Here is a 14223-nt window from a genome sequence, read left to right on the forward strand (position 1 = left end):
AATCTCCGCCTTCGTCCAACGCCTCTCCCCATTCCTTGCAATAACCGTCCGGCCCCTCGGTGTCGTCATACAACGCACCCGTACACTTCGTGCCGGTAGCGAAGTAGTTGCACGAGTCTGGATTTGCAGTGCAGGCAGTCAGGCAAAATCTCGTAGTTCCATTGACGTCCAGTGGATCCTTGCACACAAGAAACGGATGACCGCAATCAGCATCAGCGCTGCAACCATCATGAACACATTGGCCGCTTTGCTGGTCGCATGTCCAATTGTTCGGATACTCACCTGGACAGCTTGCAGCGGCGGCCGGAACTCCCCCCGACGGATGCTGGCCACTCTGACAACAGTTCCTAGCAGGCTCTTCTTCATAGCCGCTGTCACACATCGGCACTGTACAAGGCGACTCATCCGGCACGATGTTGTGATCGGGATTCCATGCCTCGGTATCGTATACACCAGGGCCGCCGACCTGAGTCGGACCGCACCCATACACTGGCACAACGAACACGAGCACAGCGCCCATGCCCGCCCACATAAGCCTCGCCTCTTTGCCATCGCTCAATCGGACAAACATGAGCCACAAATCTCCTCATCATCAGCGTTCTCGCAGGCGACAGGATCGATGCCAGCTACAGCACCGAACATCTCCACTTCAGCAATGGGAAGGGATCCATTTCGTTCAAAATTGGCGTATTCGAAGGCCACACCGCGCTCCGCCAGTTGTACCAGTGATCCCAACGAAGTAAGACCCTGCTGACTGCCGACATAGAGCCATCTGACGTGCTCCAACTGCGGAAACGCACCAAACTCCTGCAGGCTGTCATTACTCGCAGAATTGGCGCCGGAATTATCGCAATATCCCAACGCCAGAATGTCGATGTCACGAACCCGAACAAGATCAATGCTCGACAAATTCGGATTTTCCGAAAAGCCTAACGAGCCAATCTGTTCAAGCGCCTGCAACTCGTGAATGTGCTCAAGAGAGTCGTTTTGCATAAAGTTCAGTCCGCCCACCTGATCATCAAATGCGCTCCCCAAAACGGAAAGGCGCTCGAGCCCATGGAGGTTCCTCAGTGCCGCATTATTGGCGACGGTAGCATGCTCACCAATCTCCTGGAGGCATGACAAGAACTCCAAGTCCGTCAAGGATGTCGTGTTGCGGATTGACAAGTGACCTGTAACACCTCCAATATCACGAAGTGAGTCGATATCGACCGACTCATCGACAACCAAGTCGCCTTCGTGCCAACGTGCGTCTGGGCACTCGAATATAGCGTCGGCAGCCGTCTCGGTGCCGGACTGAGTTTCGCTACCGCTACCGCTACCGCTACCGCTGCCGCTGCCGCTCATGGAACCCGGCGAATTGGGTCCGCACGCTGCACATTCAAGCAAGGCAGCAGATAGCATAGCGCCCAGCAATTTCTTATTGCGAGGGTTCATACCACACCGAATGATTGCCGTTAAGCGATACGAATCGTGCCTTGTAGGTTCCCAGTCCAGAGTTGCCATCGTCGAGGGTTTCGACCAGGTATTCCCAGACACGCGAGTCATTGCTCGGATCACCTACCCAAGAATGGTTAGCTCTCGTGAACGCGAGGAGATAGACAACATCCCAGAATGTCGGCTGAGGGGTATCATCCAGGGTCAAAAATTCCCAGAAAAAGCGAAGCCAATCAATCTCACTGCTAACTGCAGCGGGCACCGTCTGCTCCTCGTCGAAGTAGAGGATTTCCCAATCCTCCCCACATGAATTCTCCAGCCAAGCAGTGCGTCCCGCGGTTGATGTCACAGGACTAGTGGTACCGGGCAGATCGACGAACCCACTGCCGAGCACTCCGTAGTATGGATCGCCGTAGGCAGGCACGACATCAAGATCGGGGGTTTTGTAGTACAGGAAGGCACCTGATGGGTTATTGATGGAATTAAAGGCAGCGGACGCAGCGAAGTGGGCAAAGCCCTCAACCATTGCAGCATTGCTGTATTCGGCCGATCTCAACCCATGCGCCTCAAATAGAGGTGCGAAATCCGGCCCCAGCATGGCGATGCTGTCAACTTCAATGGCAAACTGACACGGCGGTTCCGGATGACTGCCTTGCAACGAATTTCCGTATTCATCCACGTGATCGAGCCGCGGATAATGATAGTTCACCGGTATTTCTCTTCCGGTTGGACCTTCATTTCCCACCACTTCTATTTGCGCTCGACCTTGAAGCCAATGGCCAATCTCGTGAGCTACAATAAATTTTCGACGGGCAACTTCTGCCCCAATAGCCACTGTCATTCCGTCATGCTGGGTCCTAAATGCGAAGTGTGGTGCATTTACCATCCGCACAAGACGAAGCCTATGCTCGCCGTCCAGGAATGAGCCTGGCAACGACTCCCAGCTATGAATGGTGTACGTGGCGATTGCCATGAGATTTGATATCTCCGAAGGCCCCGTGGTACAAATAATTGTGTCAGCGTCATCGGCGGGGCCCACGTTGCAGAAGCCGCGGGGCGACGGGTCGAGGTCCTCATCAATAAGACTAGTAATGCTGTCGAAATCTGTCGACTGGTTCGGATCTAGTTGCCAATCGTGACTTGTGACAATGAAGTTCTGGCCACTGCCCAGAAGGGCCGAGGGATGAACGACCACTTTGTGGCCGGCTGCGAACTGAGTCGGAAAATCGGCACACCCATCCTCATCGAGATAGAACCCTAGAGGGGGCTCTGGTGGAGGTCGAAAGACTGTAACCCTTGCACCGCGGGCTGGGATGACGCTCCCAATCTCGCTTGCCGGATCCCAGTCATCGTCGAGGTCCAACGCGTACTCGACGCAAAGGCGCTGTGTCTCGTTGCATGCAAGTGCCGACGAGGGTACAGAGGCACTGCAGGCAATGATCGTTGCAGCAGTCACGGCGGATGTGATGCGAGCATACGAGCGGGAGGGCATCTCCTGCCTCTCGCCACCAGGACGCCATACTAGTTTCATTCTGCCGCCTCCAAACGCGCTTCGTATACTTGTCCAAAGCCCACGGACGGGGGATTCCCACCGAGTCTCCACGCATGGAGATCTCCGCCGTAGTAGGTACTTTCCAGTGCCCCCTGCCGATACACCACCAATTCAGCGCCTGCGTCTTCGAGATGACCGAAGAGAAGCGGTGCCGAGGCAGACCCCTGTGGAACGCTTGAGATGCTGAGCTCGGCTTGAGCCAGCAGATGCGCTGACGTCGGCAGTTCAAACCACCCTACGGGTACCTCCTCTGGATCCACTCCGAGTGGAATGAAGTCTTCGAGATCCAATCCATAGACCGTCGACCCCGAGGCGCTCAGACTCACCGAATCCGTATGCTCTACCGTGAACCCGCGAACGGTGAGCTGGAAGCTGAGGTCGACCGTGAGAGCGTCTGCGCTCTGGTTCGCGATCGTCAAGTCGAGGACACCCGAGGTCGTGGACGTATACACTGAATCGGAATTTGGAAGATCGTCCCACGAGAGCTCGACCCGCGGTTTCAACCATGGGCCTTCCTCGAATGGGAAGGGTTCGCAGTCTCCGCTACCCTCCGAGATCGTCGTGTACGTCTCTATGGATACCAGCGTCACGCCGAGGAGTGTGAGCTGGCTTCCGGTCAAGTGACTCTTGACGGTGTCGCTGCCGGGGCCACCGTCGATGACCTCACCAGGCATCACCTGACATCCCAGGTCGACGACGAACACGTCATCTCCAGCACCTCCGATGAGCATGTCGAGACCGGGGCCACCGAAGAGCGTATCGTTCCCACTGCCGCCGAAGACGACGTCGTTGCCGTGTCCACCCGCGATCGTGTCGTTGCCATCCCCTCCGTGCACGATGTCGTTGCCAAAGAACATGGCGATGGTATCGGCCGACCCGGATGCATGCACGACGGGGCTGTACGTGTGGCACGCATACGTGTCGTTGGCCGCGTCGATCGTGCACGCGTAGTCATGGCACTGGATCACGTCCCCGGATAGCGTGATGCCCGAGCTCGAGCCGTAGAACAGGTGCACCGCTTCGCCGTGCCCCTCGATGCAAGAGTCCCCGGGCGTCACCACTGCGAGCTCGTCGTACCCGTCACCGTCCTCGTCCCCGGTGTAGAGCCGCAGCCCGAATCGATCGTCCTCCTCCGCCGCGTCCTCCACCCCGGTGCTGTCCTGGTGCCACGCGAGGTCCCCGGTCGTCGAGAGCCCGGAGGTTCCGCCGAGGATCGTGTACACGTACCCAGCATCGGCGATCGAGCCGACGTCCTCGTCCGGGCTCGCGATCGCGAGGTCGTCGCAGTCGTTGCCGCTGTCGGAGTCTCCGTTGAAGTTGCCCGCAGCCACCGCGCCACCGAAATGATCGCCGGCTTCGGCGACGCCGTCCACTCCACCCGAGCCCTGGTGATAGATGTTGTCCACCGTGCTGACCCCGCTGCTGCTGCCGTACAGCACCTGCGTTGCCCCGCCCCGGCGTACGTCGATACCGCCTCGCTCGGAACGCCGATTACCACGTCGGCGTAGCCGTCGCAGTTGAAGTCCCCGGTGGTCAACACCTCGCCTACCTGGTCTCCGTCCTCGGCGACGCCTTCGATCCCCGTCGTGTCCTGATGGAAGATCTGGTCGCCTGTGGTCGTGAGCCCGGAGGCCGATCCATAGATGACGTGGATCGCTCCGCTGTCGGTCTCGCCGGAGTCGTCCGCCCCGGGAGCGCCAACCACGAGGTCATCGTAGCCATCGCCGTCGAAGTCACCCACGGCGAGCGCGGCCCCGAAGTAGTCGCCCGCCGCTGCACCCGCACCCACCAAGCCCGACGTGTCACGGGTCCATCGCGTGTGCGAGCCCGTGCTCAGATCGACCACGTCGAAAGCCCCCTTGTTGCTGTCGGCCTCAGGGCTCGATACGACGAGCTCCTTGATCCCGTCACCGTCGAAGTCGCCGCGGACGGTGGCACCCGAGGCGATCCACGGGGCCGCGAATGCCTCGCCCGCTACGACGGACGTGACGACGAAGCACGAACCAGCGAGCCAACCGCGCATCACTGTACCCCTCCCTCGGGCGCCCAACGAGCCCGCTCGCGATCGACCAGCGCCTGCAATCGCTGCTCGAGGCGCTCGTGCTCCTGACGTCCCGACGTCGTCCCGTACAACTCCGCTCGCAGGGCGGAAACGGCCGCATCCGCTCGAGCACGATGGGCCTCGAAGTCCGCCCCGCGCTGCATCGCGGCAATGGCCGTGCGGTATTGCTGCCGGAGCTCACGAACCCGCGCCTCGGCCGGAAGCTCGCTCCACCGCAGCGTCAGCTCGTCCTCACCGGGGTGCGAAGTCACCGCGAGTGCGACTCGCTCCGCCGAGGGCTGAGCCCCGGGACCTGCGTCATCGTCGCGTCGCGTCGTCTCGCGTTGCCCGACCTCGCCGGACGCCGAATTCTGCGCTGGCCGTGGTCGCATCCGAGCCTTGCTCCAACGGTCGGGAGATTCCTCGGTTTCCACCGTTACGACCTCGAACACCTCGAACGCCAGCACCAGCAGGACACCGGCCACAGCTGGTCCCAAGAATGTTCGCAATCCCGCCATTCTCGCCGTAGACCACCCCACTATCAGGGATTGGAGCGCCCGGGAAGCAGAAAGTGAGGCCACCGCCGTCCCCGTCACCGATTTTGGACCATTCGGGCCAAAACTCTCTGGGCCAGGCGCGAGGGCAATGCCCGATTGATGTCCCAGATTACGTTCCTAATCCGGTCATTGGATCGGACGGGCCAGGTTGATCGCTCGCTTCCGGGCGGGGAAGGTACCGATCCAACTACGGGAGATCGAGACCACGCCCTCGGCCGCGACCCGCGGCGACGAGTTCTTCTGCAGGCGCGGGCGGAGCGAGCACATGCGGTCCACCTTCTCGTTGCTGGCGAGGGCTGCTCCCACCCCGTTGCCCGTGCTCATCGCCGATGAGATCGGCTTGGGCAAGGGCGCGCCTGCCCCTGCCGTGCGTCCCCTTGAGCGTGCAGTGGCGGAGTTGGACGGGGTTGGATAGGTCGTCGTGATGTGGAGGACGGGCTGGTTCCTGGACACGAGGCCGACTCCAGGCGCCAGCGGAGGACACACACCGCAGAGCAGGCTTGCGCGTTGCCCTTGCGGTTCGGTGGTGTGGTGCCCGGTTCTTCCGCCCCAACGCCGCCGATTTCTTCGCTACCGAGGAGATCGCCACGAAGCCGCTCTCTAGGCGTTTGCGCCCGACCTGTGCTCCCCCTGCAATTCATCGAGCCGCGCCTTGATCTCCGCGAGCTCGGCGAACACCACTTCTCGAACCGCGCGGATCGGTGCATCGGAGATGATGCCTTCGTGGTCGCCAGCCATGGCGACAAGCGCTCTATGCACCGAGTTGGCCGTGTCGAGCATGCGCTCTCGATACTCCACGCAGCGTTGCTCGATGGTCATCTCCTCGATCGGCGGTCGATGGACCGCATCCAGGCGAGCGGCAGCGAGGACGCGTTCCTCTACCTCACAGCGTTCCGGCTGAGGAACGTCATCGGGTTTCGTACCCCACAACACCGGAATGCCGGGGACACGCTCGTTGGTGAGAGCCGTCCGGACCTCCCACGGAACAAACCGGTTGCGATGCAGCGGCAGGTCGCCGCCGCCGTCGCCGGTCCATGCTCCTCTTGGTCGATCGGATCATCCCCGTACGCCACCCCCGCGGCTCCGGTCGCGGCCAGCACGGTGTTGAAGGTGTTGTCGTTGTGCTGGGTGACGTCCATGAACCGGGCGACCCCCTTGCCCTCCACGATCATGTCGAGGCTCGAGCTGCCGAACGTCAGCTTGCCCTTGGTCTTGCTCGAGATGATCCCGCCGCCCGCGGTCCCGGCCTCGTCGCCCGTGCTGGTCGAGAGGTTGCTGCTGGCCAGCGCGACCGGGTTGTTCTCGATCTTCACCTTCTTGGCGCCCTTGGCCAGGTCGCTGTCCATCGCCACGTTCGGGTAGGGGATCGGCACCGGACCACCTGGTGAGGGCGTCTTGCACACGTCGGGCGGCCCGGAGGTCTGGGTGAGCCCGTCGCCCTTGTGTAGGATGGTTCGACCGTTGGCGTAGACGCTGCTCATGCGGGCTCCTTCGCGCCACCGCGAGGATACGTCCGTCGACGACGAAGTGAACACGCGCATCGGCGCGGAATCACGAACGTCGACCCTGCGCAGGCTCGAGCCGCTCAGCGGCCGACTTCTCGCGCGCCTCGACCGGGGATGGCCCGTCCGGGCCTCCGAGTATCTCGGCGACGAACATAGCGCGAGAGAGCGCATGCCCACGGGCCGGCGGTTCATGTCCCACAAGGTCGCCCCACCTTCGCCGGACTGGTCAGCCTTCGGTCCGATCGAGATTCAGAGTTCCGCTGAACCACGCATCGCAAGCGCCGAGTCGCCGAGTCGCAGCTAACTGGCCAGCGTGCACCGGGCCACTCTCGATCCTCACCCCCTCGGCCAGCTCCCCTCCCCACCCCGTAGGCGTCGGGGACCGCCGCCGGGACCGAAGCCACGAGATCGGCAACAACGGCCTCGGTTGGCGTTTCGGGGGCCGCCGCAGTGCACGCGACCACCAATGCAAGCCCGGCGACGGCCCCCTTCACGGACCGACTCACGCCCCAGCCGCAGCACGCATTCCCGCCGCCGCCCGCCGACTCACTCCCCTCGCGCCTCGCGACAGACCTCCATCCAGCCTCGCAGCCGCTCCACCTCGAGATCATCCGCCGACCGCATCGGCTCGAGAATGGCCAGCGCCTGCTCGAAGGCCTCACCCGCCTCCACCGCCCGCCCGAGCTCGAACAGCGCCTCCCCCACGTGACCGAGATCCGCCGCCGTGACCGCATGCTCCGCCCCCAGCACCACCCGATCCACCGACAGCGCCCGCCGATGAGCCTCGAGCGCGCGCTCCCACTCGCCACGCCGCCCGAGCACCACCCCGAGGTTCGTATAGGACGCCGCCGTGGCCGGATGCTCGGCCCCCAGCGCCGCGGTCCGCGTCTCGATCGCCGCCTCGAGCACGGCAGCCGCTTCGTCGAGCTCACCGCGCTCCGCACGAATCACCCCGAGCGCATTGAGCGAAGCACCCACCGAACCGTGCGCGGCCCCAACCGCCCCGCGAAGCAATCGATGACCCTGCTCGGCGGCCTCGAGCGCACCGTCGGTGTCGCCGACCTCGAGCAGCACCAGCGAGAGGTTGTGGTAGGCCGCCCCGCGGACGGCCGGCTCGGACGAGCGCGCGAGCACCCACCGCAGCTCTCGCTCGGCCGCCTCCTGGTCCCCCTGCTCGTGATGCAGCAGCCCCAGATTGACCCGCGTCATGCCGGTCACGGCGCTGGGCGAGCGCCCATCGTTGTCGCGTCGGATCGCCTCTTCATAGTCGAGCCGCGCCTGCGCGACGTCGCCGGCCAGGTGCCGCTGCCGCCCGGCGTTCTGCACTTGGCCCGCCACCGACACCCGCAACCCCTGGACCACCTCGTGCTCGACCGCTCGATCGCGCTCGCACGCACGCTGGGCCAGCCCCCGCGAGCCATGCGCGGCGACCACCCCGTCGAGATCGCAGTGACCCGTCTGGCGCTCCAAGCCCCCGGTCCCCTCGACCGGCTTGGCCTCGAGCTCGATCTCCCCCACCACCTCCCCCACCACGGAACCCGCCCCAGCCTCCACCGAACCCTCCACCGACCCCTCGACCACCACCCCCGTCCCCATCCCCCTCCCCCTCCCGGCCCGGCTCTCCCCCACCGACCCCGGCGGCCGGGTGGACGAGGATGCGGAGGGAACGCAGGCGCCGAGGCACAGCCAGCCCAGGGCGCCCAGCAAGAGCGCGCGTCGTTTCATCGTGGCGTGTCTACTTCGCTCGCCGCGATCCCATTGCAAACCGGGCATCATGCGGCCATGACGCGCGAAGAAACCACGCATCCTTTGGGAACGACCCCCGTCTCGAAGGACATGACGACGACCGAGTCCGCCGTGGAGTTCCCCACGCCCACCCGCATCCACGTGGCCCTTGCCGTGCGCGACGTATCCCGTGCGCTCGAGTTCTATCGGGCACTGCTGCACCAAGAGCCCACCAAGGTCCGGCCGGGCTACGCCAAGTTCGAGGTGTTCGATCCCCCGCTGAACCTCTCGCTCAACGAGACCCCCGAGGCCAAGGCGCCCCCCCTGCCCCAGCACTTCGGGATCCAGGTCAAGCACCGCGCCGCCATCGGCGAGATCGCCAGCCGCATGGCCAAGCAGGGCTTCGGCGGCATGCCCGAGGAACAGGTGACGTGCTGCTACGCGGTCCAGGACAAGGTCTGGCTCACCGATCCCGATGGCCACCAGTGGGAGGTGTTCATCGTCACCCAGGCCGATGCCGCGGTACATTCCGAGGGGCGCCCCATGGCCGGGCCCACCACCTCCGAGACCACGACGCCGCCCTGCTGCGCCCCCTCGTGCTGCACATGAACCCCTCCGCAACCCACGACCCGGGCCTCGCCCACATCGTCGACGACGTTCGCCGCTTCGTGCGGCGGCGCGTGGACGATCCCGTGGCCCAGGAAGATCTGGTCCAGGAGGTGTTCCTGCGCGTGCACGACCGCCGAGACCAGCTGCGCGACGACGAGCGACTCGCGGGGTGGATCCGCCGGATCGCCGCCAACGTGGTGACCGATCACTACCGGCGGCGCCCCCCGGCCGAGCCGCTCCCCGAGCTCCTGCCCGCTCCGCCCGACGAGGACGACGAGAGCGCTCGAACGCTGTTGGCCTCGTGGCTGGCGCTCACCGTGTCGACCCTCGAGGAGCCCTACCGCGACGTGCTCACCCTGACCGAGCTGCAGGGCCTGACCCAGCGCGAGGCAGCAGCGCGGCTGGGGCTGTCGCTGCCCGCCGTCAAGTCCCGGGTGCTGCGCGGGCGGGCCGAGCTGCGCAAGCGGCTCGAGCGGTGCTGCCACGTGGAACTCGATCATCGGGGCGCCCTGGTGAGCTACGAGCCACGCTCCGCCTGCACCCCGCAGCGCTGCTGCCCGCCTGGCGAGGACGCCTGAGCGACGCTTGCCGACCGCGCCCGGTCGAGCGACCCTGCGCCCATGGCCTCTCGCGTGCGGGTGTTCATCGCGTGCTCCCTCGACGGCTTCATCGCCGGACCCGACGACGACCTGTCGTGGCTGCCGGGTCCCGTGGGCGAGGACGACTATGGCTATGGCGCCTTCATGGCCGACGTGGGCGCGCTGCTCATGGGTCGACGCACGCACGACGTGGTCGCCGGCTTCGAGAGCCCCTGGCCCTACGGCGAGCGACCGGTGCTGGTGGCGACCACCCGGCCCCTGACGCCGGGCCACCCCACCGTGCGCGCGGTGACGGGCCCGGTGGACACGCTGATCACGACCGCCCGCGAGGCGGCGGGCGAGCGCGACGTGTACCTCGACGGCGGCAACCTGATCCGCCAGGCCCTCGACGCCGGGCTGGTGGACGAGCTGACGATCACGCTCGTGCCCGTGGTGCTCGGCGAGGGCCTGCCGCTGCTCGCGGGCACCAAGGCCCGCCATGCCCTCGAGCGCGTGGCGGTCACGGAAGCAGCAGGCGGCCTGGTCCAGCTCACCTACCGACCCGTGCGCTGAACCGCCGCGTCCTCGGCCCGACCCCGGCCCGCGCGCGAGCCCGAGCCCCTCGCGCCGCCTCCCTGCCGCGCTCAAGCGAGCACGGAGGGATCGAGGCTCACCCCGACGGGGCAGTGATCCGAGCCGCGCACCTCGGGCCGAATGAACGCCCCTCGCACGTGACGCATGGCGGCCGGTGACGCGAGCACGTAGTCGATGCGCCAGCCGATGTTGCGCTCGCGCACCCCCTGGCGCTGACTCCACCACGAGTAGTGCCCCGCGCCGGGCTCGAACGCGCGAAAGGTGTCGACCCACCCCGCGTCGATCCAGCGCCGCAGCTCCGCGCGCTCCTCGGGGAGGAACCCGCTCGTGCGTAGATTCTGGCGCGGCCGGGCCAGGTCGATGTCCTCGTGGGCGGTGTTGAAGTCGCCCATCACCAGGACCCTCATGCCGCCGCGGCGACGGGCCTGGAGCACCTCGAACAGGCGGCGATAGAACGCGAGCTTGTAGGGCACGCGGCTGTTGTCGCGCTGCACGCCGTTGCCGTTGGGGAAGTAGGCATTGGCGATCACCAGGCGCCCGAAGCGGGCGATCTGCACCCGTCCCTCGCGATCGAAGCGCTCCTCGCCAAGGCAGGTCTCCACCGCGTCGGGGACCCGGCGCGAGAACAAGCCCACCCCGCTGTAGCCGCGCCGCTCGGCCGCCACGAAGCTGGTGTGGAAGCCACGCGGGCGTCGCAGGGCCGGCTCGAGCTGCTCGGGCCGGGCGCGAACCTCCTGAACGCCGAGCACGTCGGGCTCGAGCCGTCGCAGGTGCTTGCGAAAGCCCGCACGGTCGCAGGCGCGCAGCCCGTTGACGTTCCACGAGAGCACTCGGAGGGTCACGGGCGGGATGGCAGCCCCGGGTCGCCCGTGCTGTCAAGCGCAAGGGCCCGACCGTCCGCACTCGCGGATCGGCCGTCCACCGGCGCGCGGCGACCGCCCGTGCTCGGCCGCGCAACGACGACGCTCGCTCGCGCGTCCGGGGACCGATGTCACTCCCGACGACCCCCCTGGCGTCCGCGCCCCTCGATCCCCGGCTGCTCGCGCTGGCGGCCGCCCTGCTGCTGATCGGGGCGCTCATGGGCGCGTGGCAGTGGTCCCGCACCGAGCGTCACGACCCCTGGCGCTGGCGCTGGCTGCTGTGGCCACAGCTCGGCCTGGTGCTCGCGATCACGGTGGCTGCCTACGCCGGGGCCCTGGGCGGTGGCCGGCTGCCGTGGCTGCGGACCCCGGGCGTGGACAAGGCGCTGCACTTCCTCCTGTTCGGGCTGGTGGCGCTGTGCATGCACTTCGCCACGCGCGGCCGTACGATCGGCACCACGATCGGGCGAGCCTCGCTGCGCATACCGCTGGCGGTCGGGCTCCCCATGGTCGGCGCGCTCGCCGAGGAGCTCGCCCAGGCGTGGTCGCCCCACCGCACCGCCGATCCCCTCGACCTGCTCGCCGATCTGCTCGGGATGGTGCTGTTCTCGTGGATCGGCCGTCGCCTCACGAGCGGCGGGCTCGCCCGCGCTACCGCCGGACCGTGATCGAGAACCGATCCTCGAGGCTCCCCACCCAGATGCCCTCGATCGGCTTGCCGTCGAACAGCACCTCGCTGGGTCCGTCGAGCGTGTTCACGCCCCCCTTCCACTGGGTGATCTCGTTCTCGTAGACCCAGCGCACCCCGTAGGTCCCAGGGAGGAGGTCGGCGGGGACCCTCAGGGCCTGCGAGAATGCCAGGCGGCTGCGCGGAGCGATGTCGTGGAAGTCGGCCTCGGTCACCACGTAGCCATGAGGGCGAGGCGGGGGCGACACGATCGGTGGACCCGAACCCCCGCGATCGAGGGTGAGGGTGCTCTGACCGAAGCGAAACGGCTCGGCGCGGATGAAGAACAGCTTGCGCGCGCGCACGTCCAGGTTGAGGAACCGCAGCGAGACCACCACCGACGCCCCCGGCTCGATGCCTTGCGGTGGGATCTCGGCGTCGATCCGTAGGTTGTCGACGATGGGACTCATGGTCTACCTCCCCCCAAACGCTAGCACGCGGCCGGGCCCGAGCGCGGCCGAGAGCACGAGCGACCGAAGGCGGCGCCCACCGTCGCGAGTGGACGAGCGAAACCGCGATGCGTCGGGGGATGGGCCTGGTACCATCGCCCCATCGCCATGACTCGTACGTCCCTGACCCCACGCCCTCGCGTTCCCATGCTCGTGCGGGCCACCGCAGTGAGCACCCTGGCCCTGGCCTCGCTGGCCTGCGGCGACGACGGCAGCAGCTCCACGAGCGTGGCCGACAGCGACGTGCACCCCACCGCGGGGCCGTGCGCCCACGACCCGCAATCGCCCGAGTGCGGCAGCACGGGGCCCTCAACCGGCACCACGGAACTCTCGACCGGCACCACGGGCAGCACCGACGCGACGTCGGTCGCCGACTCGGCCACCGACGTGCACCCCACCGCGGGGCCGTGCGCCCACGACCCGCAATCGCCCGAGTGTGCCACGGGCACCGACGGGAGCTCGGACTCCGGCAGCGGGTCGAGCGGCTCGGGAACCGGCGCGAGCACGGGCTCCACGGGCGCGGGCTGAGGTCGCACCGTGCCCAAGCATCCGAGCGAGCCGGGGGCGCCGAGCGAGCCCGATGATGCCGAGGTGATCCATCCCCGGTGGCAAGCGTGGGTGGCCGACAACCTCGCGCGCGGGGCCGAGCCCGAGGCGCTGGTCGAGGCGCTGGTCGAGGACGGAGCGCCTCGTCCACGCGCTCGCGCCACGGTCGACGAGCAACGGATCCATGCACTGCGACGCCGGGTGGCTGCGCTCGAGCAGATCGTGCGACTGCGTGCAGAGCACCGCACGCTCCAGGCCGAGGGACACACGGCGATCGCACGACGCCCCCTCCCCACGGCCGAAGAGTTCATCGCACGCTACGTGGTCCCGGGGGTGCCCGTGGTGCTGACCGACCTCGTCACGCGCTGGCCCGCCCTCGAGCGCTGGCAGCCGGCGGCCCTGGTGGAGCGACTGGGCCACGAGTCCATCGAGGTCTGCGTCGGCCGCGAGGACACGACGGATCCCGACGCCGAGTGGGCCCCGCTTCGCCAGGAGCTGACCGTGGCCGCGCTGATCGAGCGCGTGCTGGCGGGCCCCTCCAACGATGTCTACGTGATCGCCAAGAACGCGGCCCTGCGTCGCCCGGGCCTGCGCTCGCTGCTCGACGATCTCGTGCTGCCCCCCGCGCTGTTCGGCCCGCGCATGGACCCCGCACGCATGGGGCTGTGGATCGGCCCTGCCGGGACCCACACGCCGCTGCACCATGACGGCGACGACTCGATGTTCTGCCAGGTGGTGGGCCGCAAGCGCTTCCGCCTCGCACCGCCCGAGTCGCTTGCGCTGCTCGATCGATCGCGGGGGGTGTACTCCCACTGGGACCCGGGCGAGTCGGCTGCGCTGGCCGATGGTCCCGCGCACCTGATCGAGCTGGTGCTCGAACCCGGCGAGGCCCTGCTGATCCCGGCGGGCTGGTGGCACCAGGTCGACGCGCTCGACCCCAGCATCAGCGTCAGCATCCTCGCGCTGGCGTGGCCCAACGACTTCGGCTGGTATCGCCCGGGGAGCCTGCTGCGCGGCTCGGTGGAGCCGGCCCGATGAGCACC

General features: G+C 66.7%; 17 protein-coding genes and 1 pseudogene. 6 read left to right on the forward strand and 12 right to left on the reverse strand.

The annotated features are described in order from the left end of the window. Window positions 1-138: 138 nt before the first annotated feature. The 10 genes and pseudogenes from OEB96_RS14310 to OEB96_RS14350 form a co-directional block, all read right to left on the reverse strand. A complete protein-coding gene (locus OEB96_RS14310) occupies window positions 139-366 on the reverse strand; it encodes a hypothetical protein (protein WP_266216243.1) in 228 nt (75 codons plus the stop codon). Between the two features lie 189 nt (window positions 367-555). Further along, complete coding sequence (locus OEB96_RS14315; RefSeq protein ID WP_266216244.1) at window positions 556-1437, reverse strand: receptor L domain-containing protein; 882 nt, start codon at window positions 1435-1437, stop codon at window positions 556-558. Next, window positions 1421-2893 (reverse strand): hypothetical protein, encoded by a 1473-nt coding sequence (locus tag OEB96_RS14320; protein WP_266216246.1) that lies wholly within the window; start codon window positions 2891-2893, stop codon window positions 1421-1423. Before OEB96_RS14320 ends, OEB96_RS14315 begins: the two co-directional genes overlap by 17 nt. Before the next feature lie 71 nt (window positions 2894-2964). Next, window positions 2965-4395, reverse strand: coding sequence for a calcium-binding protein (locus tag OEB96_RS14325; protein WP_266216248.1), 1431 nt, complete (start codon window positions 4393-4395; stop codon window positions 2965-2967). Window positions 4396-4451: 56 nt separating this feature from the next. Then, window positions 4452-5012, reverse strand: a pseudogene (locus OEB96_RS46655) (hypothetical protein); the annotation flags it as partial. Continuing rightward, window positions 5012-5302, reverse strand: a complete 291-nt coding sequence (locus OEB96_RS14330; RefSeq protein ID WP_266216250.1) for a hypothetical protein — start codon at window positions 5300-5302, stop codon at window positions 5012-5014. The gene OEB96_RS14330 and the pseudogene OEB96_RS46655, both read right to left, overlap by 1 nt. Before the next feature lie 411 nt (window positions 5303-5713). Beyond that, entirely contained in the window at window positions 5714-5935 is a 222-nt protein-coding gene (locus OEB96_RS14335; protein WP_266216252.1) for a hypothetical protein, read from the reverse strand. Between the two features lie 252 nt (window positions 5936-6187). Beyond that, complete coding sequence (locus OEB96_RS14340) at window positions 6188-6406, reverse strand: hypothetical protein (protein WP_266216254.1); 219 nt, start codon at window positions 6404-6406, stop codon at window positions 6188-6190. Between the two features lie 59 nt (window positions 6407-6465). Further along, window positions 6466-7068, reverse strand: coding sequence for a DUF4150 domain-containing protein (locus OEB96_RS14345; protein WP_266216255.1), 603 nt, complete (start codon window positions 7066-7068; stop codon window positions 6466-6468). A gap of 570 nt (window positions 7069-7638) precedes the next feature. Further along, window positions 7639-8817 carry a tetratricopeptide repeat protein gene (locus OEB96_RS14350; protein WP_266216257.1) on the reverse strand — a complete coding sequence of 393 codons (1179 nt, stop codon included), beginning with the start codon at window positions 8815-8817 and terminating at the stop codon, window positions 7639-7641. 57 nt (window positions 8818-8874) lie between these two features. Between OEB96_RS14350 and OEB96_RS14355 the strand changes: the two genes are divergently transcribed. Genes OEB96_RS14355 through OEB96_RS14365 form a run of 3 tightly spaced genes read left to right on the forward strand, consistent with a single transcriptional unit; the run spans window position 8875 to window position 10577 of the window. Next, window positions 8875-9426, forward strand: a complete 552-nt coding sequence (locus OEB96_RS14355; protein WP_266216259.1) for an ArsI/CadI family heavy metal resistance metalloenzyme — start codon at window positions 8875-8877, stop codon at window positions 9424-9426. Beyond that, window positions 9423-10004, forward strand: a complete 582-nt coding sequence (locus OEB96_RS14360) for a sigma-70 family RNA polymerase sigma factor (RefSeq protein WP_266216261.1) — start codon at window positions 9423-9425, stop codon at window positions 10002-10004. The genes OEB96_RS14355 and OEB96_RS14360 overlap by 4 nt, the downstream gene beginning before the upstream one ends. A 42-nt stretch (window positions 10005-10046) precedes the next feature. Then, complete coding sequence (locus tag OEB96_RS14365; RefSeq protein ID WP_266216263.1) at window positions 10047-10577, forward strand: dihydrofolate reductase family protein; 531 nt, start codon at window positions 10047-10049, stop codon at window positions 10575-10577. 71 nt (window positions 10578-10648) lie between these two features. Here OEB96_RS14365 and OEB96_RS14370 read toward each other — a convergent pair whose 3' ends face one another. Next, on the reverse strand, window positions 10649-11440 hold the full coding sequence (locus tag OEB96_RS14370) for an exodeoxyribonuclease III (RefSeq protein ID WP_266216265.1): 792 nt from the start codon (window positions 11438-11440) through the stop codon (window positions 10649-10651). A 146-nt stretch (window positions 11441-11586) separates the two neighbouring features. Between OEB96_RS14370 and OEB96_RS14375 the strand changes: the two genes are divergently transcribed. Beyond that, window positions 11587-12126, forward strand: a complete 540-nt coding sequence (locus OEB96_RS14375; protein WP_266216267.1) for a VanZ family protein — start codon at window positions 11587-11589, stop codon at window positions 12124-12126. Here the strand turns inward: OEB96_RS14375 and OEB96_RS14380 are convergent. Further along, window positions 12110-12595, reverse strand: a complete 486-nt coding sequence (locus tag OEB96_RS14380; protein ID WP_266216269.1) for a hypothetical protein — start codon at window positions 12593-12595, stop codon at window positions 12110-12112. The two genes, OEB96_RS14375 and OEB96_RS14380, sit on opposite strands and share 17 nt — an antisense overlap. Window positions 12596-12742: 147 nt before the next feature. On the opposite strand from OEB96_RS14380, the gene OEB96_RS14385 reads away from it, so the two are divergent. Further along, on the forward strand, window positions 12743-13162 hold the full coding sequence (locus OEB96_RS14385) for a hypothetical protein (RefSeq protein ID WP_266216271.1): 420 nt from the start codon (window positions 12743-12745) through the stop codon (window positions 13160-13162). Window positions 13163-13171: 9 nt separating this feature from the next. Continuing rightward, window positions 13172-14218, forward strand: coding sequence for a cupin-like domain-containing protein (locus OEB96_RS14390; RefSeq protein ID WP_266216273.1), 1047 nt, complete (start codon window positions 13172-13174; stop codon window positions 14216-14218). The last annotated feature ends 5 nt before the right edge of the window (window positions 14219-14223 follow it).

Source organism: Paraliomyxa miuraensis (genome assembly GCF_026337845.1).
GTDB lineage: Bacteria > Myxococcota_A > Polyangia > Nannocystales > Nannocystaceae > Paraliomyxa > Paraliomyxa miuraensis.

Excerpts from the sequence above, each read along its gene's own strand:
- OEB96_RS14350 (WP_266216257.1), bottom strand. The coding sequence starts at position 8,817 with ATGAAACGACGCGCGCTCTTGCTGGGCGCCCTGGGCTGGCTGTGCCTC.
- OEB96_RS14355 (WP_266216259.1), top strand. The coding sequence starts at position 8,875 with ATGACGCGCGAAGAAACCACGCATCCTTTGGGAACGACCCCCGTCTCG.
- OEB96_RS14360 (WP_266216261.1), top strand. The coding sequence starts at position 9,423 with ATGAACCCCTCCGCAACCCACGACCCGGGCCTCGCCCACATCGTCGAC.
- OEB96_RS14345 (WP_266216255.1), bottom strand. The coding sequence starts at position 7,068 with ATGAGCAGCGTCTACGCCAACGGTCGAACCATCCTACACAAGGGCGAC.
- OEB96_RS14375 (WP_266216267.1), top strand. The coding sequence starts at position 11,587 with ATGTCACTCCCGACGACCCCCCTGGCGTCCGCGCCCCTCGATCCCCGG.
- OEB96_RS14340 (WP_266216254.1), bottom strand. The coding sequence starts at position 6,406 with ATGACCATCGAGCAACGCTGCGTGGAGTATCGAGAGCGCATGCTCGAC.
- OEB96_RS14315 (WP_266216244.1), bottom strand. The coding sequence starts at position 1,437 with ATGAACCCTCGCAATAAGAAATTGCTGGGCGCTATGCTATCTGCTGCC.
- OEB96_RS14365 (WP_266216263.1), top strand. The coding sequence starts at position 10,047 with ATGGCCTCTCGCGTGCGGGTGTTCATCGCGTGCTCCCTCGACGGCTTC.
- OEB96_RS14385 (WP_266216271.1), top strand. The coding sequence starts at position 12,743 with ATGACTCGTACGTCCCTGACCCCACGCCCTCGCGTTCCCATGCTCGTG.
- OEB96_RS14380 (WP_266216269.1), bottom strand. The coding sequence starts at position 12,595 with ATGAGTCCCATCGTCGACAACCTACGGATCGACGCCGAGATCCCACCG.
- OEB96_RS14310 (WP_266216243.1), bottom strand. The coding sequence starts at position 366 with ATGAAGAAGAGCCTGCTAGGAACTGTTGTCAGAGTGGCCAGCATCCGT.